Origin of the sequence: Escherichia sp. MOD1-EC5950 (genome assembly GCF_002965345.1) — a bacterium.
GTDB lineage: Bacteria > Pseudomonadota > Gammaproteobacteria > Enterobacterales > Enterobacteriaceae > Escherichia > Escherichia marmotae.
The window spans coordinates 1-590 of record NZ_PTSR01000123.1; the positions used below are offsets into that span (position 1 = coordinate 1).

At 58.3% G+C, this 590-nt stretch carries 1 protein-coding gene; it reads right to left on the minus strand.

Annotated features, from left to right (window positions below):
• Positions 1–12: 12 nt before the first annotated feature.
• The coding region (locus BEA93_RS24595; RefSeq protein WP_157945154.1) for a fimbria/pilus outer membrane usher protein at positions 13–590 on the minus strand (578 nt) is incomplete at its 5' end.

A 590-nucleotide genomic window follows, 5' to 3' on the forward strand; every position in this document is an offset into this window, starting at 1 on the left:
ACTGCGTTACGCTTACTCACACGTAATCTCCTGTAGTTTCTCAGTATCCTGCAGTCTGGCCGCAGGTATCCGGCACTGGCCCAGGGTGATATCACCCGGCGCATCCACCGTGTTAATCATCAGCACACCATTGTTAGCTACAAAGCCCAGCGGTGTGTTCTTACTGTCACGTGCCCAGGTTCCCCCCGGCACAAACTCACCGTCACGCTGCTTCACCTGCAGCAGGTAACGCTTAACTTTCAGGGCATCAAACGGCATCCACACCACCGCCTTGTCCGTCGGCACCACCTTCTGACTGGTGTTCGTCAGTTCTGTGCTCAGCGGCAGCGTGCCCGCATCAATCGTCACCGTGTTCCAGTCATAGCTGTTCAGCGGCACCACCAGGTTGCCATCACTGTCAGTCTGTCCGTCACCGGACGTCACCTTCACTCCCGGGGTATCCTTCACGTTCACCACGGCCACGGTATCCCCGGTCGTGCGGCTGAACATGATGTCTTTCGCCGCCGGAACGGCCAGTACCGAACCGCTGACCGAGACAGAACCACTGGTTCCGCCGGACTGCGAGTGGTTCAGGGCACCACTCAGATAAG